This is a genomic window from Neorhizobium sp. PAMB6630 (assembly GCF_058242775.1).
This window is the reverse complement of record NZ_CM177836.1, coordinates 759,050-778,340: the sequence shown is the minus strand read 5'-3', so window position 1 is coordinate 778,340 and position 19,291 is coordinate 759,050. Positions and strand designations below refer to the sequence as shown.

Here is a 19,291-nt window from a genome sequence, read left to right as displayed (position 1 = left end):
CCGCGCCGCCTACTTGACCGCACCGAAGGTGAGGCCGCGAACGAGTTGTTTCTGGCTGAACCAGCCCATGATGAGGATCGGCGCAATCGCCATGGTCGATGCCGCCGAAAGCTTGGCGTAGAACAGGCCTTCCGGGCTCGAATAGGAGGCGATGAAGGCCGTGAGCGGTGCGGCTTTCGAGGCGCTGAGGTTCAGCGTCCAGAAGGCTTCGTTCCAGGAGAGGATGATGTTGAGCAGAAGCGTCGAGGCAATGCCGGGGATCGCCATCGGCGTCAGCACATAGATGATCTCCTTGATGAGCGACGCGCCATCCATGCGCGCCGCCTCCAGGATCTCGCCGGGAATTTCCTTGAAATAGGTGTAGAGCATCCACACGATGATCGGCAGGTTGATCAGCGTCAGCACGATGACAAGGCCGGTGCGGGTATCGAGCAGGCCGCCATCGCGGAAGATCAGGTAGATCGGGATCAGCGCGCCGACCGGCGGCATCATCTTCGTGGACAGCATCCACATCAGCACATCCTTGGTGCGCTTGGTCGGCGAAAAGGCCATGGCCCAGGCGGCCGGAATTGCGATGAGGAGACCGAGGAAGGTGGAGCCGAGCGACACCACGACCGAGTTCATGAAGTGCAGGAAATAATCCGAGCGCTCCTGAACCTGCGCATAATTTTCCGTCGTCCAGTGAAAGAACAGAAACGACGGCGGCGAGGCCACGGCTTCCGCTTCCGTCTTGAAGCTGGTGAGGACGGTCCAGAGGATGGGGAAGAAGATGAGGATGCCGAGCGTCCAGGCAATGGCGCTCATCACCAGTTTGCGGCGGGTGGAAACCTTGCGTGCCATGGATCAGGCCTCCAGATTCTTGCCGATAAGGCGCACGAGGAAGATGGCAACGATATTGGCGAGGATGACGGCGACGATACCGCCTGCCGATGCTCCACCGATATCGAACTGCAGGAGTGCCTGCGCATAAACGAGGTAGGTGAGATTGGTGCTGGCCGTGCCTGGTCCGCCATTGGTGGTGACGAGGATTTCGGCAAACACCGAGAGCAGGAAGATCGTCTCGATCAGGATGACAACGGTAATGGCGCGCGCCATGTGCGGCAGCACGATATAGATGAAGCGGGATACGGCCCCTGCCCCATCCATTTCGGCGGCATCCTTCTGTTCCTCATCGAGAGACTGAAGCGCCGTCAGCATGATCAGCGTCGCAAACGGCAGCCACTGCCAGGCCACAATGATGATGATCGACAGAAGCGGGATGGACGCCAGAAAATCGATCGGCGCAAAACCGAGGCTGCGGGCAATCCAGGCGAACAACCCGTTCACCGGGTTCATGAACATGTTCTTCCAGACCAGCGCCGATACCGTCGGCATGACGAAGAACGGCGCAATCACCAGAATGCGCACGATGCCCTGACCAAAGATCGGCTGATCGAGCAGAAGCGCAAAGGCGATGCCGCCGACAATGGTGATGGCAAGCACACCGCCGACCAAGAGAAGCGTGTTGGTGAGCGCCGCGAAGAAAGCCGGATCGGTGAGGAAATACTGGTAGTTGAGGAAGCCCGTATATTCCTCCATTCCCGGCATCAGAAGATTGTAGCGCAGGAAGGAGAAATAGATCGTCATGCCGAGCGGCACGGCCATCCAGGCGAAAAGCAGGATGACCGATGGCGCCATCATCAGCCGTGCTGCGGAATGGGTGTGGGTCGTGGCCATCTGGATTGCCTTTTGGTCGCGCTGCGTGAAAGGTTGGAGGCCGCCCATCATCCGGCTCTCGCCACCTTCACCCCAGAAGCGGAGAGAAGCAGCAATTGCCCGTCGGTTCGACGGCAAAGGATCAGTGAGGCTCTGCACGAAAATTCGCATGCCTGAGGATCATGCCCGGAGGATGCGGTGATCTCGTCCCCTCTCCCCGCATGCGGGGAGAGGGTTAGGGTGAGGGGCTGTTGCTCCGAAAAGCCTTGGGAGGCTTATTTCTTCGGATAACCGGCCTTGGCCATTTCACGGCTGGTCAACTGCTGGGCACCCTGAAGGGCCTGATCCACCGTCATCTGGCCGGCAAGAGCTGCCGAGAACTGCTGGCCGACGGCCGTGCCGATGCCCTGGAATTCCGGGATCGCCACGAACTGGCCACCCGTATAGGGAACCGGCTTCACGGTCGGCTTTGCCGTGTTGGCAGCCGTCATCGCCTTCTCAGTCATCGCAGCAAACGGTGCGGCCTTCTGGTATTCCGGGTTGGTGTAGAGCGAGGTGCGCGTGCCCGGGGGAACGTTTGCCCAGCCATCCTTGGATGCCACCAGTTCCGTATAGGCCTTGTCAGTCGCCCAGGAGATGAACTTCTGTGCCGCTTCCGCCTTCTTGGTGCCGGCGGGAACGCCGAGGTTCCAGGCCCAGAGCCAGTTGCCGTGGTTGGTCAGTTCACCCGAAGTCGGGAAAAGCGCATAACCCACCTTGTCGGCAACCTTGGATTCCTTCGGGTTCGACACGAAGGAAGCAGCAACCGTTGCGTCAATCCACATGCCGCACTTGCCGGTCTGGAACAGAGCGAGGTTTTCGTTAAAGCCGTTGGAGGAAGCGCCGGGAGGGCCGGCATCCTTCATCAGGTTGACATAGAAGGACAGCGCCTGCTTCCATTCGGGCTGGTCGAACTGCGCCTTCCAGCTTTCATCGAACCAGCGGCCGCCGAAGGAATTGGCAAGCGCCGTGATGAAGGCCATGTTTTCACCCCAGCCGGCCTTGCCGCGCAGGCAGATGCCGTAGGTTTCCGTGCCCTTGTCGGTGATCTTGCGGGCCGCATCGGCAATGAAATCCCACTTCGGGTTTTCCGGCATTTTCAGGCCGGCCTTATCGAAGAGGTCCTTGCGGTACATGATCATGGCGCTTTCGCCATAAAACGGTGCCGCATAAAGCTTGCCATCGACGGAGACAGCATCCTTGATCGCCGGCAGAAGGTCTGCCTGATCATATTTGGCGCCGAGATTGTCGAGCGGCAGCAGCCAGCCCTGCTTGGCCCAGATCGGAACCTCATAGGTGCCGATCGTCATGATGTCGTACTGGCCGCTCTTGGTCGCGATATCGGTGGTCACGCGCTGGCGCAGAACGTTTTCTTCCAGCGTTACCCATTCCAGATCGATGCCGGGGTTCTTTGCCTTGAAGTCATCCGTCAGCTTCTGCATGCGGATCATATCGCCGTTGTTGACGGTGGCGATGGTCAGGGTTTCGGCCGAGGCAAGGCCGGAAAATGCCAGCGCGGAAACGGCGCCGAGCAGAATTGTCTTCAATGTCATATCTTCCTCCCAGAAGAATATTGCGAGCATTCGCTTTGCTCATGGGCAATTACTCATTTTACTCCAACAAATGTCAAGCATGATTCATCGCTGCGATGCAGCGCGAAGCGCTCATGCCTTTGATTTTCCAGTGAATAAATTTTGCTCAGAGAGAGAGCATATGCCCGGCAGTCGCCTCGTCGGTGATCAGACCATTGATCAACCGGCCCTTCAGGGCCGCAGCAAGGGCGTTTTCCTTGCGTTTTCCAAGCGCCACGCCAATCACCGTTCCACTCTCGCGCGGCGGGATGGGCACACTTGCGACGCGATCATTGATCGGATCATCCAGCAGGTGCCCGGCCTGATCGAACATCCAGCCGCAGATCTCGCCGGACGCACCCGATGCCATGAGGTCCGCCATTTCGTCAGGTGCCAGAAAGCCATCGACACAGAGCGGCGCATCGATACCCAGTTCGCCGATGCCGACGAAAGTCACATTGGCCATGGCCCCGAGCTTCAGCGTGGATTGCACGATCGGCTGGAGATGCAGGAGGTCGCGCTCATCGGCAGACGAGCACAGAACCGGCAGCGGCATCGGGAAATGCCTGGCCTTGATGGCATCGGCCATGGAAAAGATGACGTTGTAATAGGCTGCAGACCCATCCGGCCCGATATTGCCGGTGAGCGAGACGATGCGGTGCTGTGGGCATTCCATCGGCGGCAACTGGTCGACGGCGGCCTTCAGCGTGCGCCCGGTGCCGATGGCAAGCACGATGGGTTCGGGGTTTTTCAGCCAGCGCTCGATTTCGACAGCGGCAGCCTCCGCGATCCCGACGGTGGACGAGGTTCCTGCCGGATCGGACGGCACCACCTCGACGTAAGAGAGATCGAATTTTGCCTTCAAGGCGGCAGACAGTTCAAGGCAGGCGGCAATCGGATGATCGACCCGAACCTTGATCAGCCGTTCCGCAACAGCCAGCGACACGAGGCGTTGCGCCGACTGGCGCGAGATACCCATGGCCGCGGCAATCTCATCCTGCGTGCGGCCGGCGACATAATAGAGCCATCCGGCGCGCGCCGCATCGTCCAGCCTGCCTTGCGTGTCCGACCGTCTCGCCATCTGGTAACCCTTGCAAACAACCCCGCCTCAGTTGCTGGCATGATTGTGCCGGCCCTGTCAAATGGGCAGTATGCCCGCGCCCTGACAGGCGCGGACGTGCAAACTACCGCCAAGGCCCAAGCCGTGTGGCCCGGCTTCTACTGTGCCGTAGCCTATTCCACCTGCACCAGATGCCCCTCCGACACCTGCCGATATTCGCGCACCGGCGGCACGTAACCGGCGGCGCGAACCGGGCTCTTGATCTCGTCCGTCGACAAGTTGCGCTTGATCCTGCGGCGGGCCGGATCCGGCACCGGCACGGCGGCCATCAGCTTTTTCGTATAGGGATGCTGCGGATTGTCGAAAACGGCGGCGCGTGGGCCGATTTCAACGATCTCGCCGAGATACATCACCGCGACCCGATGGCTGACGCGCTCGACCACCGCCATATCATGGGAAATGAACAGGTAGGCGAGGTTGAGGCTCTGCTGCAGATCGAGAAGCAGGTTGCACACCTGCGCCTTGATCGACACATCGAGCGCAGATACCGCCTCGTCGGCCACGATCACCTTCGGATCGAGCATCAGCGAGCGGGCAATGGCGATGCGCTGACGCTGGCCACCGGAAAACTCATGCGGATAACGCCGCATCATGTCCGGCGACAGACCGACCTTTTTGAGGAGATCGGCCGCCTTGTCGCGTGCATCGAATTTTGAGCCGAGATTGTGCTCGATGAACGGCTCCATGACCGCAGACCCGACGCTCATGCGCGGATTGAGGCTGGCGAAGGGATCCTGAAAAACCATCTGCACGGAGCGGCGCATGGTGCGCAGCGTCGTGCGGTCGAGGTTCATCACATTATAGCCGTCGAGCGTCACCTGCCCGCTTGTCGGTTCCACAAGGCGGGTGACGGAGCGGCCGGTGGTCGATTTTCCACAGCCGGATTCGCCGACCAGCGACAGGGTTTCGCCCTCGTAGAGATCAAAGGACACCTTCTCCACGGCATGGACCGCGCCGGTCTGGCGCCCGAAAATGCCCGAGCGGATGGCAAAACGCGTCGTCAGGTCCTTCACTTCGAGGATCGGTGTCTTGCCCTTGGCGACCGTATCGGTGACGTCGATGAGCGGCATGGCATCGCCGGACTGGATATCGATAATCGGGAACCGCGCCGGCAGCGTACGATCCTGCATCGAGCCGAGGCGCGGCACAGCTGCCAGAAGCGCGCGGGTGTAAGGATGCCGGCCGCGATGGAAAATGTCGTCAGTGGCGCCGGTTTCCACCGTATCGCCGCGGAACATCACGATGGTGCGGTCGGCAATCTCGGCCACAACGCCCATGTCATGGGTGATGAAGAGAACCGCCATGCCCTCCTCTTCCTGCAGATCCTTGATGAGATCGAGGATCTGGCCCTGGATGGTGACGTCGAGCGCCGTCGTCGGCTCATCGGCAATCAGCAGTTTCGGACGCGAGGCGAGCGCCATGGCAATCATCACGCGCTGGCGCATGCCGCCGGAAAACTGGTGCGGATATTCGTCAAAACGCCCCTTGGCGTTGGGGATGCGCACCTTGTCGAGCAGACGCAGCACTTCCGTCTTTGCATCGGCAAAGGAAATGTTCTGGTGCACGGTCAGCGCTTCGGCGATCTGCTTGCCGATCGGGAAAATCGGGTTGAGCGATGTCATCGGCTCCTGAAAAATCATCGAGATGTCATTGCCGCGAACCTTGCGCATCTCCTCTTCCGGCAGCGACAGAAGATCGCGGCCGCCGAGCATGACCTTGCCCTCGATCTTGCTGGACGATTTTGGCAAAAGCCGCATCAGGGAGAGCGAGGTGACGCTCTTGCCCGAGCCGGATTCGCCGACGATTGCCACCGTCTCGCGCGGGGCGATGGAAAAGCTCATATCTCGCACCACCGAACGCCAGTGGCCGTTGACCCGGAAGGACGTGGTGAGATTTTCGACGGAGAGAACGGGTGTTACCGTTCCGCCGGCGCCTGCTGAAAATGTGTCTGACAGAAGCACGGAATTCCCCTTAATCTGGCTGACGGATCAGGCCGCAAGCGCCGTTTCGGCAAGCGTGACCCAGTAGCTGATGCCATAGGGGATCGCCTCGTCATTGAAGTCATAGGCCGGGTGGTGCAGGTTTGCCGTTTCGCCGACGCCGAGGAAGATGAAGGCACCCGGGCGCGCTTCCAGCATGTAGGAAAAATCTTCCGCGCCCATTTTCGGCGCCGCATTGGTTTCCACCCGCTTTTCGCCAGACACGTTTGCAGCGATTGAGGCTGCAAAATCCGTCTGGTCGGGATGATTGACGGTCACCGGATAACCACGGTGATAGGTGACTTCGGCCACCGCACCATGAGCAAGGGCGGTGCCCTCTGCCACTTCGACGAGGCGCTTTGCAGCAAACTCGCGCACGTCAGGATCGAGCGTACGCACCGTGCCGGTGAGCTTCACTTCCATCGGAATGACATTATAGGCATCGCCGCCATGGGTCGTGGTCACGGAGACGACAACCGATTTCAGCGGATCGACCCCGCGCGAGGCAATCGACTGCAACGCGATGATGATGTACGCCGACGTCAGCACCGGATCGACGGACACATGCGGCTGGGCGGCATGGCTGCCCTTGCCCTTCACCACGATATCGAAGGAATCAGCGGCGGCCATCAGCCCGCCCTTGCGCAGTGAAAAATCGCCGAGCGGCAGGCCGGGAGAGTTGTGCATGCCATAGACCTCCTTGATGGCAAACTTCTCCATCATGCCGTCCTCGACCATCGCAAGGCCGCCAGCGCCACCTTCTTCGGCCGGCTGGAAGATGACAGCGACCGAGCCTGCGAAACGGCGGGTCTCGCAGAGATACTGGGCCGCTCCGAGCAGCATGGCGGTGTGGCCGTCATGGCCGCAGGAGTGGGCCTTGCCGGGGGTCTTCGAGGCCCAGGCGACGCCGGTATCTTCGAGGATCGGCAGGGCATCCATATCGGCGCGCATGCCAATGACCGGGCCATCTCCCAGCGTTCCCTTGATGAGGCCGACCACGCCGGTGCGGCCGATGCCGGTCTCCACCACATCGCAGCCGAAGGCCTTCAGTTTTTGCGCAACAAACGAGGAGGTGTGGATGACATCATACAAAAGCTCCGGGTTTTCATGCAGATGACGTCTCCACCCGGCGACTTCGTCCTGCATTTCGGCAGCGCGATTGAGAACTGGCATTGATGCAACCTCGTTTGTCTTTTAAGCTGTTTCCCTCAGATGGCGGGGATATTGCGACGTCCTTCGCGCATTTTGCAAGCTTCAATTTTCGTCCTTGAACGTAAAATAGGCTTGTGCTTAGATAGCTTAAATTTTGGTCACAGCCCTCTGCACGAGCCGGAAAGGCCGGCAGCGGGATACCGTCACGCAAGGAGACGAGGAAAGCAATTCACGCCCGGCTGGGAGGAAACAGCGGGGCAGGAATAGGTCTGAAACGACCAGGGCCGAGGCGCGGCCAAGACATCTCAAAAATATATCTTCAAGGGGAAAAGAATGAAGAGCTTGAAAATCCTGCTGGCCGGCACCGTGGCCGCACTGGCGCTTGGCGGCGCAGCGCAGGCGCGGGGAACCGATGGCGACCTGAAAATCCTGTTCTGGCAGGCGGTCTCCACCCTCAACCCGTATCTCTCCGGCGGCACAAAAGAAGTCTACAGCTCTTCCATGGTCATCGAACCGCTGGCGCGTTACGACGAAACCGGAACGCTGGTGCCATGGCTGGTGAGCGAAATCCCGACGGTTGCCAATGGCGGCGTCGCCTCCGACATGAAGAGCATCACCTGGAAGATCAAGCCGGGCGTCAAGTGGTCGGACGGCAGCGCGTTTACGGCTGACGACGTCGTCTTCACCTGGCAGTATTGCACCGCACCCGATGGCGGTTGCGCCCAGAAGGCCCAGTATGAAGGCATCACGAAGGTCGAAGCCGTCGATCCGCAGACGGTCAAAGTGTCCTTCGCCGAGCCGAAATATTACCCCTACGGTGCTTTTGTCGGCGCCCAGTCTCCTGTTATCCAGAAGGCGCAGTTCAAGGATTGCGTCGGCGCCAAGGCTCCCGGCTGCACGTCCGCCAATTTCGGCCCGATCGGCACTGGTCCCTTCGTCGTCAAGGAATTCAAGCCGAACGACGTGATCACCTTTACCGCCAACCCGAATTTTCGGGATGCGGCAAAGCCGGCCTTTGCCTCCGTCACCCTGAAGGGCGGCGGCGATGCGGCCTCGGCGGCGCGTGCGGTTCTCGAAACCGGCGAATTCGACTATGGCTGGAACATGCAGGTCGAGCCGGAAGTGCTCGAAACCATGATGAAGGCCGGCAAGGGCACGCTCGTCACGGCGTTCGGTACGCAGGTCGAGCGTATCAACCTCAACTGGACGAACCCCGATCCGGCGCTTGGTGACAAGCGTTCGACCGTCGAAGGCGGCAAACATCCGTCGCTGTCGGATCCGGCCGTGCGCAAGGCACTGTCGATGGCAATCGACCGCGACATCATCAACGAAGCCGGGTATGGCGCAGCCGGCAAGCCCACCTGCAACATCGTGCCTGCTCCGGATATCTACATTTCGACGGCCAATGACTGGTGCCTGAAGCAGGACATCGAAGGCGCCAACAAGTTGCTCGACGATGCCGGCTGGAAAAAGGGTGGCGATGGCATCCGCGCCAAGGATGGCGTCAAGCTGTCCTACCTCTACCAGACCTCGACCAACTCGGTTCGCCAGGGCACCCAGGCTCTCGTCAAGGATTGGTGGCAGCAGATCGGCGTGGCCAGCGAGTTGCGCAACATCTCGGCCTCCGTCTTCTTCGGCGGTGACCCGGCAAGCCCTGACACGTTCCAGAAGTTTTATGCCGACGTGGAAATGTACACCAACAACTTCGATGGCACGGACCCGGAAAAATACCTGACCGAGTGGCTGTGCAACAAGATCCCGGCCCCGGCCAACGGCTGGCAGGGCCAGAACATGCCGCGTTACTGCAACCCGGCCTATGACAAGATCGTCGCCGAACTGTCCAAGACGGCCGACCTGAAGCAGCGTGCCGAGCTGGCCAAGAAGGCCAATGACATGCTGACGGCCGAAGGCGCCCACATTCCCCTCATTCACCGCGGCCAGATTTCGGCAACGGCCGTGACGCTTCAGGGCGTCAAGATGAATGCCTGGGATTCCGAACTGTGGAACGTCGCAGACTGGTCCCGCAAGAAGTAACACACTGAACGCCGGTTCCGCTCTCTGCGGAGCCGGCATTTGCTTCTCCGCGGACGTCTGGAGACCAATGAATGTTTACCTACACGATCCGGCGACTGATGTTTGCCGTACCGACGCTGCTTGTCATAAGTTTCGTCATCTTCGCGCTGCTCGATCTGGCGCCGAACGACCCGCTCGGCGACCTGCCGCTGACCATTCCGCCGGAAGTGCGCGAACAGATCCGGGCCGCCATGGGCCTCGATCAGCCGTTCCTGATCCGCTATCTGAAATGGCTGCAGCAATTCTTCGTCAATGAACCGCTCAACATTCTCGAACAGATGACCGGCTGGCAATTCGGCGATGGTAACCGCATGCGCGTGCTCTCCTGGGCCACCCGCAGCCCCGTGGTGGACCTCATTGTCCAGCGCATGCCCCAGACGCTCTGGGTTGTCGGCCTGGCCTATGTGTTTGGCATCCTGCTTGCCATTCCCGTCGGCGTCATCTCCGCCTACCGGCAATATTCGATCTTCGATCAGGTTGGCACCTTCGTCACCATGGTCGGTTATTCGGTTCCGACCTTCTTCACCGGCGTGCTGCTGATCGTGATCTTTTCGTCCTGGCTGCAGTGGTTTCCGTCGATCTACGACACCAATCTCGTCGTCAACGACTGGTCGAGCCTGATTGCGCAGATGCGGCAGATGTTCCTGCCGGTTCTTGTGCTGTCGCTCTATAACGCCTCGCAGATCACCCGGTTCGTGCGTGCCTCCATGCTGGACAATCTCAGCCAGGATTATGTGCGCACGGCGCGTGCCAAGGGTGTCAAGGAAAAGGCCGTGCTTCTGGTGCATGTGCTGCGCAACAGCCTGATCCCTGTCGTCACCGTCATTGCGCTTGGCGTGCCCACCATCTTTTCCGGCGCCATCATCACCGAGCAGATCTTTCGCGTGAACGGGCTTGGACAATTGCTCATCACCGCCGTGCAGGGCGCCGATATTCCGCTGGTGCAGACGCTGACCTTCATCTTTGCCGTCCTCATCGTTTTGTTCAACCTGATTGCCGATGTGCTCTACGGCATCCTTGATCCGAGGATCCGCTATGACTGACACAGCCGCCGCAATTCTCGCCGATACCCGCGCCGCCAATGAGACGCCGATGGCGCTGTTCCGGCGGAAATTTGCCGCTCACAAGGGCGGCGTTGCCGGCCTCATCGTGTTCATCGCCATCCTGCTCATCGTTTATGTCGGGCCGTTCATCCACACGATCGACCCCAACAAGATCGATATCCGCGCCAAGAACCAGGGGCCATCGCTGCTGCATCCGTTCGGCACCGACAATCTGGGGCACGACATGCTGGCGCAGGTGATGGCCGGCGGCCAGATCTCGCTTGCCGTCGGCATGACCGCCATGCTGCTGTCGCTGCTGCTCGGCACACTGGTCGGCGTGCTCTCCGGCTATTTCCGCCGGCTGGACGGGCCTCTGATGCGGCTGACCGACCTCTTTCTGGCGCTGCCGCTCCTGCCGCTCCTGCTGGTGATCATCCTGCTGTTTCGCGATACGCTGCGCACAGCCTTCGGCCCGGAAACCGGCATCTTCATCCTGATCGTCTTCGTCATCGGCATTACGAGCTGGATGCACACTGCCCGCATCGTGCGCGGCGATGTGCTGGCGGTGAAAAGCCAGGAATTCATCCTGGCGGCCAAAAGCAGCGGCATGCGGGAATATCGCATCGTGCTCCGGCACATCCTGCCGAATGTCCTGTCGTCGATCATGGTGTCGGCAACGCTTGGCATTGCCTCCGCCATCATCACCGAATCGGCGCTGTCTTTCCTCGGGCTCGGCTTTCCCTCCGACTTCCCCACCTGGGGGCGCCTGTTGTTTGACGGCACGAATTTTCTGCAGATCACGCCCTCGCGTGTCATGTGGCCGGGACTTGCGATCTCGCTGACGGTGTTGAGCATCAACTATGTCGGCGATGCCGTGCGCGACGCGCTTGATCCCCGCACCGTCACCAACTGAGACCATACAAACCACTTGGTAAGGCGCCCTCTCGGGGGCGCCTTTTCCATGGCGTAAGGTCGCCGCATCGGGGTTCGAAAAAAATAATGATTTTTTTGAGAAACTGCGGAACCAAGAAGCGGGCCGCTCGTTCTTAGTACATCTGGAAGCGCCCCCGTCCCCCGCCCTTCAAAGCTTCCAGGTGCCTCTTCATCCCCCTCGAAGAGACCAACGGTCTCGATTTCTCCGGAAATCGAGACCGTTTTTTTATGCCAAATTTTCCAATAATTTTCGGGAAAATTAGGAGAGCATCAGCGCAACATGGGCCGCCTAAAGCGGCCGCGCAAAAAATTATTCGGACGCGTGTTCCAACGGGAAGACCAGGCTGTAGCTGATACGCTCAGGCGTGATCACGTAATGGGCCTTGCCATTGACGGACGCCGGCACAACACGTTCCAGCACAGTGCTGCCGAAATGCGCCTTGAGGTTTTCCTCTTCACGCGGATCGGTGCGGTTCGCCATCGGGGCAAGCCCCTCGTCCCAGCGCACTTCCAGCGAATCCTGACCGTTTGCCTGAACACGATTGCAGCTGATGCCGATGGCGCGGCCGCTCTTGACGAGTGAACCATGACTGACGGCGTTGACGATCAGTTCGTGAAGGGCAAGCCCCAGATGCAGCGAGGCATTGGGCGACAAAAGAACGTCGTCGCCGCTCACCTTCACCTGCTGCTGGTTTTCCGGCAGGTACTTGTCCGTCTGCTGGCGCACCAGTTCAAAGAAATAGGCGCCGCGCCAGCTGGAATCGGTGATCAGATCCTGCGACTGCGACAGCGAATAAAGCCGGCCGCGGAACTTGTTGAGAAACATGTCGAGCGAGACGGAATATCGCGCCGTTTGCAGGGCAATGCTCTGGATGATCGCCAAAAGGTTCTTCGAGCGGTGGCTGACCTCGCGCAGAAGCGCACGCAGCAGCCGCTCGCGATGGCGCTCCTCCGATCGGTCGACGATGGTGGTGACAAGATGAAGGCCGCCTGCCGACAATGCGACAGCCTGGACCCGAAACTCGTAGATCTCATCGGAATTGACGGAAATCTCCAGATGTTTCTTCACGCCCGCTTCGGTAATGCCATCCTTCAGCATTCTGAGCTTTTCAGCGATATCGTCACCGAAAAGACTTCTGTCGCTCGGGGATTCGGTCAAACCGGCGGTCCATACGGACGGGAGGTTGGTCACAAACAGGTAATTGCGATCGAGATCCTGGATGATCACGCTGGCACCCAGATCGACAAGGGCAGGCATGAAGAACTCACGCAGCTTGTCGTCACTTTCACCAGCCTGTTGCCATGTCAGCTGATGCGACAACAATTCTACTCCGCCCTTTCCTATTGGCCTTAAAAACATGCAGGTTGCAAACGCCGCAACCCGGCCAATGAAACGCCTTTATAGGCCCTAAGCCAGGGAGGGACAACCCAACCGGCCATGAATAAACCACAATGAAGACAGGTGCCGATGCCCTTATCGGCACGCGTCATCTTAAAACCGCGCCAGATGCGCAACGGCCGTAACTGTCTTCTTTTCTTGATGGGAAGCACTCGACACCATGATGACAGAGCGACTTCCGATGATTGTTAGCTGCGACTGAACGCATCGCTCTAACGAATGTTCCCGAAAAACCGTCATGCCATCATGGGCGTCGAAATGTTTTGACACAGATCAGGCCGCAGCCTTCACCGTATCGTTGAAGAACAGCGCCTGGCTGATCAGCGCCTTGACCATATCAGGGTTGAAAGGCTTGGTGACCAGGAAAGCCGGTTCCGGACGTTCGCCGGTCAGAAGACGTTCCGGGAAGGCGGTGATGAAGATCACCGGCACGCTGGAGGATTTCAGGATTTCGTTCACCGCATCGATGCCCGAACTTCCGTCGGCGAGCTGAATATCGGCCAGAACCATCTTGGGCTGCGATGTCTGGAAGAGAGCAACCGCTTCCTTGTGCGTGCGGGCAATGCCGGTGACGCGATGGCCGAGATCCTGCACCATCTGCTCGATGTCGAGCGCGATCAACGGCTCGTCCTCGATGATCATGATGTCCGTTGCGACCTGGCGGGAAATCTCGCGCGAGGCTTCATCGAGCAGGCGCGTGGCCTCTTCGACTTCCGCGCCCAGAATTTCTGCCGTTTCCTCGATGGTAAAACCTTCCACCGAAATCAGCAGGAAGGCATGGCGTGCCTGCGAGGGCAAATTGGCAAGATTGGCCACGGCCCGCTGCTCCCAGGCAAAGGGAGACTCGATCGGACGGATCTCGATCGACGTGGAACCAAAAATGGCGACAAAGAGTTTGTAAAGCGAAACGCGGTCCTTGGACGTTTCCGGAAAAATGGAAACATCTGCAATCAATGCCTCCAAGACCGCAGCAACATATGCGTCCCCCGAGGTCTGCGATCCTGTGACTGCGCGGGCGTAGCGGCGCAGGTAAGGAAGGTGGGACGCAACGCGTGAGGTAAGTGACATTCAGAATCTCCCCTGATGCCCAGCGGGCAATTAACGTGGTATCAACGGATGCGGCAAAAAAAAGTTCCAAACACGCGGAACTTTTTTTCGAGCTACGCATTTAACGGAACGATATCGCAACAGGCGCCTGTGATGAGTGACGACGAGACCAGAAACAAAGATAAGATGACAACAGCACAATCGAACAACTTCCGGCCGGGCGCAATGCAGCCGAACGCGTCGATATCCCGAAAATTGCGGGAATTCTACGACGCTGTGCAAGAGGAAGGCATTCCGGATCGGTTTCTGGAACTTCTCGAGCGTCTGGACGAGGCGGAAAAAAACGCCAAGGCGGTAAAATCAAAATGACCACCAAGGACGAGGACGTCGATCGCGCCTTCAAGCGCGACCTATTGGCATCTTTGCCCAATCTGCGCGCCTTCGCCGTGTCCCTGACAGGACGCCACGATAAGGCGGACGATCTGGTGCAGGACACGATCATGAAGGCCTGGGCAAACCAGGGCAGCTTCACGGCGGGCACGAACATGCGCGCGTGGCTTTTTACCATCCTGCGCAATGAATTCTACAGCCAGATGCGCAAGCGCGGCCGCGAAGTGCAAGATACCGACGGGTTGTTCAGCGAGCGGTTTTCCGTTCACCCGGAACAATATGGCCGTCTCGATCTGCAGGATTTCCGCAAGGCGCTCGACACGCTTCCTGACGATCAGCGCGAGGCCATCATTCTGGTCGGTGCTGCCGGCTTTGCCTATGAGGAAGCCGCGACGATCTGCGGATGTGCCGTCGGCACGATCAAGAGCCGCGTCTCCCGCGCCCGCTCAAGACTGCAGGAAATTCTCGGTGTTTCCGGCGAAAGCGATTTCGGCCCGGATCCAGGCGATGCGGCAATTACCTCACGCGCCTTCGGCAGCTGATCTGCGCACGGCGTCACGAGCGCCGGCGGCATCGCTCACGCTTTCCACAAGCTCCTGATCATCAAATGGACGTTTAATCACGCGGATGCCGGGAAAAGCCGGCATCCCGCGCTGATGCATGCGATCGATCGATGAGAATACCACACCAACGCCAGATGCCTGCAGACGCCGGATGGCGTCTTCCACTGCTGGCGACAACAGGGATGTGTTCAGGAAAAGAACGTCGAACCGGCGGCTTTCCAGGGATTGCGGGATCTCGCGAGGGACAGCGATATCCACCATACACCCCAGTCGTTCGGTCAAGACCTGTTCAGCCTCGAGAGCCACGAGATATTCGACATCGATAACGAGGACATGCACACGGTGTTTCCCGGTTGATGACGTGAGCAATGCCGTAGACCACTCCCATCGCAGGGGGTCATTTAAAAAAGACACATGCTGTGTCGCATTCTTGGGTTAGAATGGTTCAATCTTTCGCCTCCGGTCCGTTCATGGCTCAAATGAAACCATTCAGTCCTCCCCGCATCCCCTGCAACCTCTGCCCACTGCGGCGCCGCGACACCTTTCGCGATTTCACGCAGGATGAACTGAGCTTCGTCTCCAGCTTCAAGATCGGCGAACTGGCCGCCGATCCAGGCGCCACGATCATCGTCGAGGGTGAGATGCATCCGCAGCTTTATACGGTGATGGCCGGCTGGGGGTTTCGCTACAAGATCCTGGAGGATGGCCGCAGGCAGATCCTCAATTACATCCTGCCCGGCGATCTCGTCGGCCTGCAGGGCAACCTGATGCGCGAAATGCTGCATTCCGTGGAAGCCCTGACGCGGATGACGCTGTGCATCTTCGAACGCGATCGGCTGACCTCGCTGTTTCGCCAGCATCCGTCGCTCGGTTACGACCTGACGTGGATCGCCTCGCGCGAGGAATCCATGCTGGACGAGCACCTCTTGAGCATCGGGCGGCGCACGGCGCTGGAACGGGCGGCTTATCTTCTCGCATTCCTCGACCACCGCGCCCACGTGACCGGCATCTTCAACGAGGAAGGCCCAAAAATCCTGCCGCTCACTCAGCAGCACGTGGCCGATACGCTCGGCCTGTCGCTGGTTCACACCAACAAGACGCTGCGCCGCCTTTCAGACGCCCATGTGCTGCGCTGGCTCGATCGCGGCTCGGAAGTGCTGGAGCGCGAAAAACTGTTCGACATTGCCGGCTGGCGGCCAACCGAAGAAGGCCAGCGCCCCTTTATCTGAGGAGCGCTGGCCCGAGGAAACAAACCGTATCCAGTGCCCGTTGAGGCTGACTATTCCGACACGATGGCGCGCAGCATCCACAGCGCCTTTTCATGGAAGGCCAGGCGATCGGTCAGCATGTCTGCCGTCACCACGTCACCGGCTTCATCCGCGTCTTCGGCCGCCTTGCGCATGGCTTTGACCGCGGTTTCATGGTCGGAAATCAGGTCCTCGACCATGGCAAGCGCCGTCAGCTTGCCGACATCGCCGGATTTTGGGGCAAAATCGGCCGCTTCGCCGAGGGTTGCCGGGGCCAGATGACCAAGGGCGCGGATGCGCTCGGCAATGATGTCGACGGCGGCAAACAGCTTTCCGTAATGCTCCTCGGTGAGTTCATGCAATGGCTTGAACAGCGGGCCGACAACGTTCCAGTGGTAGATGTGGCTCTTGATCGTCAGCCGATAGGTGGCCGCAAGGATCTGCGACAGGCTTTCGGCGATGGAATCCCGGTAGGCCTTTTCGAGACCGATATTGATGTTCTCGTCGTGGGACTTGTGTTTCAGGACAGCGGATGCAGTCGCCATGGGACGTCTCCTTCTTCGGGAAGTATCAAGCGTGTGGAAGGGCAGCCGGCATTACGGGTCCGGCTGCGCAGGGTCGTCAGGGTTGCCACCCATTGCGCGCATCGCAAAGAGCGTGATGCCACCCAGGATAGTTGCAGCCGCGAGCGGTCGCGATTTCATGAGGATCGGCAATGCCGAGAGCGCGGCCGTGATCATCAGCGCACGGTTGCTGGACGCCTGTTCCCGCCTTCGCCTTTCCTCGGCCTTGTTCTTGAGGAGAACCACGGAAAACACGATCAGCGCAAAAGCGAGCGCCAGAACGGCAACGATGCCGAGCGCTGCGGCAATACTCATCATGGTCGCAAGATAGACGGCAAAGGCTGCAACCGCGGCCCCATAGGCCGTCAGCACGAACAGAGCCGCGATGACATAAAGAACCGTGTTGCGTCGAAGCCGGCTGACGGTGGCGCTGACGTCCATCGACACCAGCGACATCAGGAGAGGCGCAAGACCGCCCATGATCAGCGGCGCGACAGGAGCGCGAACAGGAAGCCGACACCGGCGGCAATGGCAACCGACTGCAACGGCTTGGTGCGGATCTGGCGTTCAAGATCGCGTTCCATCGACATCGCCTGGGCCTTTGCCGCATCCATCATCTGGGCGGAAGCATCCATTGCATCATGCGAAGCGCGCTTGGCGCGGCCCTTCAGATCTTCCGCCTTGTTGGAGCCGGCAGCGGCCACTGTGCGGGCAAGCGCTGCAATATCTTCGCGCAGCTGCTGAAGCTGCAATTCAATATCGGCCTGCGAGCCGGTGCGCGGAAATTCATTCGGCGAATTCATGGACATTCGGTTCTCCTTGAAACGTGACGACACGCCCGACCCACATCAACATCGTGCGAGACAAGCTCCTGACTGCGTTACAGACAGCCTTCCCGCATTGTTCACAAATGCCCGGCGCTGCAATGGTTCGCCCGTCAACGACGATGCCGTCGTTTTGTTCCAAAGGATGTCGGTGCGCCGGTTGAACCTCGATGAACACAGGCTGGAAGGCTTCTTCCGTTCTAAAGACGCGCACGCGAAGAAGCCTTGAGCGAGATCAACCGCGGCCGTGAGGAAGCGTCAGCGCTGTGGCGGTTCCGGCCAGCGCGGCATGCCGCCCGACAGGGTTTCGAACAGTTTTGACAGTTTCAGCACGAACTGATCGGCGTAACGCGGCCCGACAATCTGCAGACCGATCGGCATGCCCGAACGCGAAAAACCGCAATTGATCGAGGAGGCCGGCTGTTCCGACATGTTCCACGGCACGGTAAAGGCGATGTGCTCGAAGGGGGCGGCGGGATCATTGGTGGGGGACGCCCATTCGGCGGGATAGGAGACGATGGGATTGGTCGGCGAAATCACCGCATCGACCGTGGTGAACAGCTTTCCGCAGGTTTTTCGCATCTCGATGGTCTGGTTAAAGCCGCGCACGGCATCGACGCCAGAGACATCGGCGCCCCCCTTTGCCCAGTCGTGGATATAGGGCAGAATGGTTTCGCGACGCGCTTGCGGCATCGCCTCGATATCGCCCCAGAACCGGGAGCGCCAGAAATTGTCGAGACCATCCAGCATGGCACGGGTGATGACCGGACCGACGGGCACGATTTCAGCACCGGCCTGTTCGAAAATCCGTGCGGCCGCCACCACCGCGTCGCGGACCTCCTCTTCGAGGGCAAGACCGGTTCCGGCATCCAGCATCAGCCCGATCTTCAGGCCACGCACATCCATATCGAGGTCCAGCCAATCGAAATCATTGGGCGGCAGCGACGTGCCATCGCGCCAGTCGGGCCGCGACAGCGTTGCCATCGAAAAGGCGGCGTCTTCCACCGTTCGCGTCATCGGTCCGGCGCAGCGCCCGACATAATAGGGATCGACCGGAATGCGCCCCTGGCTGGGCTTGAAGCCAAAAATGCCGGTCCAGCCGGCCGGAAGCCGCACGGAGCCGCCGATATCGGTGCCGACATGCAAGGGGCCGAAGCCGGCGGCGGCGGCCGCAGACGCCCCGGCGCTCGATCCGCCGGGATTTTGGCTGAGATCCCAGGGGTTGCGGCTGAGTTTATGGAAGCTCGACAGGCCCGACGACAACATGCCGTAATCGGGGCATGTGGTCTTGGCAAAGAACACCGCGCCATCTTCCCGGCAGCGGGCGGCAATTGGCGCATCGGAAAGCGCCGGAACCAGTTCGACGGCTTTCGTGCCGAGCGGCACCGGATCGCCCTTCGTTGCAATCAGTTCCTTCAGCGTCAGCGGAATGCCATCGAGGAGGCCGAGCGTTTCGCCCTTCATCCAGCGCTCGCCCGAGGTTTTGGCCTGGGCGCGGGCGCTTTCGGGGTCATAGAGGTAAAGGGCGCAGATATGTGGCTCGAAGGCGGCCACGCGCTCTTCCACCGCCTGCCAGTATTCCAGCGGCGACAGGTTTTTTTCGGCAAAGAGGGTCCGGACCTGCCGGATGGTCAGTGTCAGCAATTCATTCAT

19 protein-coding genes are annotated in these 19,291 nt (G+C 59.8%); 6 read left to right on the top strand and 13 right to left on the bottom strand.

Annotation, left to right across the window (positions count from 1 at the left end; genetic code table 11):
* Positions 1-9: 9 nt before the first annotated feature.
* The 6 genes from AC4CWF_RS03640 to AC4CWF_RS03615 form a co-directional block, all read right to left on the bottom strand.
* A complete protein-coding gene (locus AC4CWF_RS03640; RefSeq protein ID WP_491283780.1) occupies positions 10-840 on the bottom strand; it encodes a carbohydrate ABC transporter permease in 831 nt (276 codons plus the stop codon).
* A gap of 3 nt (positions 841-843) precedes the next feature.
* Positions 844-1,716 carry a carbohydrate ABC transporter permease gene (locus AC4CWF_RS03635; RefSeq protein WP_491283779.1) on the bottom strand — a complete coding sequence of 291 codons (873 nt, stop codon included), beginning with the start codon at positions 1,714-1,716 and terminating at the stop codon, positions 844-846.
* 254 nt (positions 1,717-1,970) lie between these two features.
* The gene (locus AC4CWF_RS03630) at positions 1,971-3,287 is read right to left on the bottom strand and encodes an ABC transporter substrate-binding protein (RefSeq protein WP_491283778.1); all 1,317 of its coding nucleotides are present in this window, start codon (positions 3,285-3,287) and stop codon (positions 1,971-1,973) included.
* A 145-nt stretch (positions 3,288-3,432) separates the two neighbouring features.
* Positions 3,433-4,386 (bottom strand): sugar-binding transcriptional regulator, encoded by a 954-nt coding sequence (locus AC4CWF_RS03625; RefSeq protein ID WP_491283777.1) that lies wholly within the window; start codon positions 4,384-4,386, stop codon positions 3,433-3,435.
* Between the two features lie 152 nt (positions 4,387-4,538).
* Positions 4,539-6,386, bottom strand: coding sequence for an ABC transporter ATP-binding protein (locus AC4CWF_RS03620; RefSeq protein ID WP_491283776.1), 1,848 nt, complete (start codon positions 6,384-6,386; stop codon positions 4,539-4,541).
* Between the two features lie 27 nt (positions 6,387-6,413).
* Positions 6,414-7,577: a M20 aminoacylase family protein gene (locus tag AC4CWF_RS03615; protein ID WP_491283775.1), complete on the bottom strand. Its 1,164-nt coding sequence runs from the start codon at positions 7,575-7,577 to the stop codon at positions 6,414-6,416.
* A 312-nt stretch (positions 7,578-7,889) separates the two neighbouring features.
* Between AC4CWF_RS03615 and AC4CWF_RS03610 the strand changes: the two genes are divergently transcribed.
* From AC4CWF_RS03610 to AC4CWF_RS03600, 3 genes are all read left to right on the top strand, one after another.
* Positions 7,890-9,590, top strand: coding sequence for a peptide ABC transporter substrate-binding protein (locus tag AC4CWF_RS03610; protein ID WP_491283774.1), 1,701 nt, complete (start codon positions 7,890-7,892; stop codon positions 9,588-9,590).
* A gap of 71 nt (positions 9,591-9,661) precedes the next feature.
* Positions 9,662-10,672 carry an ABC transporter permease gene (locus tag AC4CWF_RS03605; protein WP_491283773.1) on the top strand — a complete coding sequence of 337 codons (1,011 nt, stop codon included), beginning with the start codon at positions 9,662-9,664 and terminating at the stop codon, positions 10,670-10,672.
* A 49-nt stretch (positions 10,673-10,721) separates the two neighbouring features.
* Entirely contained in the window at positions 10,722-11,585 is an 864-nt protein-coding gene (locus AC4CWF_RS03600) for an ABC transporter permease (protein WP_491285184.1), read from the top strand.
* Positions 11,586-11,915: 330 nt separating this feature from the next.
* On the opposite strand, the gene AC4CWF_RS03595 is transcribed toward AC4CWF_RS03600, so the two are convergent.
* Together AC4CWF_RS03595 and AC4CWF_RS03590 are read right to left on the bottom strand one after the other, a co-directional pair.
* Positions 11,916-12,926, bottom strand: coding sequence for a sensor histidine kinase (locus AC4CWF_RS03595; RefSeq protein ID WP_491283772.1), 1,011 nt, complete (start codon positions 12,924-12,926; stop codon positions 11,916-11,918).
* A gap of 351 nt (positions 12,927-13,277) precedes the next feature.
* Entirely contained in the window at positions 13,278-14,072 is a 795-nt protein-coding gene (locus AC4CWF_RS03590; RefSeq protein WP_491283771.1) for a response regulator, read from the bottom strand.
* Positions 14,073-14,237: 165 nt separating this feature from the next.
* Between AC4CWF_RS03590 and AC4CWF_RS03585 the strand changes: the two genes are divergently transcribed.
* On the top strand, positions 14,238-14,420 hold the full coding sequence (locus tag AC4CWF_RS03585; protein WP_491285182.1) for a NepR family anti-sigma factor: 183 nt from the start codon (positions 14,238-14,240) through the stop codon (positions 14,418-14,420).
* A complete protein-coding gene (locus AC4CWF_RS03580) occupies positions 14,417-14,983 on the top strand; it encodes an RNA polymerase sigma factor (protein WP_491283770.1) in 567 nt (188 codons plus the stop codon). The genes AC4CWF_RS03585 and AC4CWF_RS03580 overlap by 4 nt, the downstream gene beginning before the upstream one ends.
* Here the strand turns inward: AC4CWF_RS03580 and AC4CWF_RS03575 are convergent.
* Positions 14,963-15,343: a hypothetical protein gene (locus tag AC4CWF_RS03575; RefSeq protein ID WP_491283769.1), complete on the bottom strand. Its 381-nt coding sequence runs from the start codon at positions 15,341-15,343 to the stop codon at positions 14,963-14,965. The two genes, AC4CWF_RS03580 and AC4CWF_RS03575, sit on opposite strands and share 21 nt — an antisense overlap.
* A gap of 131 nt (positions 15,344-15,474) precedes the next feature.
* Between AC4CWF_RS03575 and AC4CWF_RS03570 the strand changes: the two genes are divergently transcribed.
* Complete coding sequence (locus tag AC4CWF_RS03570; protein ID WP_491283768.1) at positions 15,475-16,233, top strand: Crp/Fnr family transcriptional regulator; 759 nt, start codon at positions 15,475-15,477, stop codon at positions 16,231-16,233.
* A gap of 50 nt (positions 16,234-16,283) precedes the next feature.
* Here the strand turns inward: AC4CWF_RS03570 and AC4CWF_RS03565 are convergent, their stop codons facing one another.
* The 4 genes from AC4CWF_RS03565 to AC4CWF_RS03550 form a co-directional block, all read right to left on the bottom strand.
* Entirely contained in the window at positions 16,284-16,796 is a 513-nt protein-coding gene (locus AC4CWF_RS03565) for a Dps family protein (RefSeq protein ID WP_491283767.1), read from the bottom strand.
* 51 nt (positions 16,797-16,847) lie between these two features.
* On the bottom strand, positions 16,848-17,294 hold the full coding sequence (locus AC4CWF_RS03560) for a hypothetical protein (RefSeq protein WP_491283766.1): 447 nt from the start codon (positions 17,292-17,294) through the stop codon (positions 16,848-16,850).
* A gap of 2 nt (positions 17,295-17,296) precedes the next feature.
* On the bottom strand, positions 17,297-17,623 hold the full coding sequence (locus AC4CWF_RS03555) for an ElaB/YgaM/YqjD family protein (RefSeq protein WP_491283765.1): 327 nt from the start codon (positions 17,621-17,623) through the stop codon (positions 17,297-17,299).
* 273 nt (positions 17,624-17,896) lie between these two features.
* Entirely contained in the window at positions 17,897-19,291 is a 1,395-nt protein-coding gene (locus tag AC4CWF_RS03550) for an amidase (RefSeq protein ID WP_491283763.1), read from the bottom strand.

Excerpts from the sequence above, each read along its gene's own strand:
- AC4CWF_RS03610 (WP_491283774.1), top strand. The coding sequence starts at position 7,890 with ATGAAGAGCTTGAAAATCCTGCTGGCCGGCACCGTGGCCGCACTGGCG.
- AC4CWF_RS03565 (WP_491283767.1), bottom strand. The coding sequence starts at position 16,796 with ATGGCGACTGCATCCGCTGTCCTGAAACACAAGTCCCACGACGAGAAC.
- AC4CWF_RS03585 (WP_491285182.1), top strand. The coding sequence starts at position 14,238 with ATGACAACAGCACAATCGAACAACTTCCGGCCGGGCGCAATGCAGCCG.
- AC4CWF_RS03625 (WP_491283777.1), bottom strand. The coding sequence starts at position 4,386 with ATGGCGAGACGGTCGGACACGCAAGGCAGGCTGGACGATGCGGCGCGC.
- AC4CWF_RS03630 (WP_491283778.1), bottom strand. The coding sequence starts at position 3,287 with ATGACATTGAAGACAATTCTGCTCGGCGCCGTTTCCGCGCTGGCATTT.
- AC4CWF_RS03605 (WP_491283773.1), top strand. The coding sequence starts at position 9,662 with ATGTTTACCTACACGATCCGGCGACTGATGTTTGCCGTACCGACGCTG.
- AC4CWF_RS03550 (WP_491283763.1), bottom strand. The coding sequence starts at position 19,291 with ATGAATGAATTGCTGACACTGACCATCCGGCAGGTCCGGACCCTCTTT.
- AC4CWF_RS03635 (WP_491283779.1), bottom strand. The coding sequence starts at position 1,716 with ATGGCCACGACCCACACCCATTCCGCAGCACGGCTGATGATGGCGCCA.
- AC4CWF_RS03560 (WP_491283766.1), bottom strand. The coding sequence starts at position 17,294 with ATGGGCGGTCTTGCGCCTCTCCTGATGTCGCTGGTGTCGATGGACGTC.
- AC4CWF_RS03570 (WP_491283768.1), top strand. The coding sequence starts at position 15,475 with ATGGCTCAAATGAAACCATTCAGTCCTCCCCGCATCCCCTGCAACCTC.
- AC4CWF_RS03640 (WP_491283780.1), bottom strand. The coding sequence starts at position 840 with ATGGCACGCAAGGTTTCCACCCGCCGCAAACTGGTGATGAGCGCCATT.
- AC4CWF_RS03580 (WP_491283770.1), top strand. The coding sequence starts at position 14,417 with ATGACCACCAAGGACGAGGACGTCGATCGCGCCTTCAAGCGCGACCTA.
- AC4CWF_RS03555 (WP_491283765.1), bottom strand. The coding sequence starts at position 17,623 with ATGTCCATGAATTCGCCGAATGAATTTCCGCGCACCGGCTCGCAGGCC.
- AC4CWF_RS03600 (WP_491285184.1), top strand. The coding sequence starts at position 10,722 with ATGGCGCTGTTCCGGCGGAAATTTGCCGCTCACAAGGGCGGCGTTGCC.
- AC4CWF_RS03615 (WP_491283775.1), bottom strand. The coding sequence starts at position 7,577 with ATGCCAGTTCTCAATCGCGCTGCCGAAATGCAGGACGAAGTCGCCGGG.
- AC4CWF_RS03590 (WP_491283771.1), bottom strand. The coding sequence starts at position 14,072 with ATGTCACTTACCTCACGCGTTGCGTCCCACCTTCCTTACCTGCGCCGC.